Source organism: Fibrobacter sp. (genome assembly GCA_024399065.1).
GTDB lineage: Bacteria > Fibrobacterota > Fibrobacteria > Fibrobacterales > Fibrobacteraceae > Fibrobacter.
The window spans coordinates 1-1374 of record JAKSIB010000100.1 but is presented as its reverse complement, the minus strand read 5'-3'; the positions used below and the strand labels follow the sequence as shown (position 1 = coordinate 1374).

1 protein-coding gene is annotated in these 1374 nt (G+C 55.2%); it reads right to left on the bottom strand.

Features of this window, described 5'->3' with window-relative positions:
• Positions 1–1374 (bottom strand): hypothetical protein (locus MJZ25_16640; GenBank protein ID MCQ2125793.1); only part of this gene is annotated, 1374 nt, incomplete at both ends.

Here is a 1374-nt window from a genome sequence, read left to right as displayed (position 1 = left end):
TGTTTTACCACATACTGCGGTGTACTTCGCAGCTGCCTCCTCGTTGGTCAAGAAGGTTGGGATTTCGGAATAGCATCCCTCGATCTCCGTGTTGCTGGTTGGCCAGCTTCCTGTCAACGCCGGTGCCGCTGGCTCGCTCACGTGGTAGGTGTAGGTCCAATCGTGGGTATTGCCCGCGCAGTCCTTGTAAGTGTAGGTATATACAACGTCGCCGCCACATAGCTTATCCTCTGTCTTTGTCGGAGCCCCGATAGGCGAGAGTGTTCTGCCACACGCGTCCGTCACGACTGGAAGTTTCGCTGTTGGCTCCACGACATCCCTGAAGCATGCGATAGTCTCCTCTCCGTTTGCCGGCATGATTGACTCGAAGTCCAATGGGCTCACATGGTAGGTGTGCTTCCATGTGTAAGGGGTGTCGTTCACAACATAGCTGTAAGTGTAGGTCACGTCTCCGCAACCTGTCTCTGTCGCTTTGTCGTCAATGGTTGGTTCGCCCCACTCGATATCCTCGCCGCAGACCTTCGTATTCGGCAATGTAGGAGCCTTCAACTCTGCGACACAGTGGAGGTCGCTATCCGTATTCGCTGGTGCGATGAACGCATCCGCCTTCACATTATAGACGAACTTCCATGGATATGTCTTGCCTACGCAGTCCGTGTAAGTGTAGTTGTAGGTGACCGTTCCGTTGCCCGTCGCGTCAACCGTGCTGACTTGATGACCATTTTGTTTAGCCTTGAAGACATTGCCGCACATGTCGGTCAAATCCTCTGGCGTAGGACGTACGGTGTCCTTCTCGCAGACTAGGTTGCCCTCGCCATCCGCAGGAATCGTCAAGTCCGGAACATCCACCGTATAGGTGAACGCCCATGTATTGGTCGCTCCCGCGCAGTTCGTGTAGGTATAGGTGTATGTAACTGTACCCTCGCAGCCTTCGAACTCAGCCTTGTCGTCCACCACGGAGGTGTAGGTTGCGATAGTCGTGCCGCAGGCGTCTGTGACGGTCGGCATCACGCTTGGTTCCAATGTGTGAGGAGCCACCGCGTCGGCGAGACAGTTCACCTTCTTCGCTTTCGTTCCGCCTGTGATGATGATCGTAGGGTCCACCTTCACGTTGATGGTTTGGTCGATGGTTTCGGAGTTGCCGCACTTGTCGGTCACCGTATAGGTACGGGTAACGACGATTGGGCAGCTGCCCGTGTTGCTCTCGCTGCTGCTGACCGTCAAATCCTCGTTAGCTGTACAGTTGTCGCTGATGGTCAAGCCCAATGAGGCAAGACCCTCTATTGTGGTTTTCGCAGGATACAAGGTGGTGAGATCCGCGCTGCAGCCGGTCACATCCACTGAGGCGAGGCTGCCTGTGATCACTGGCTTCGT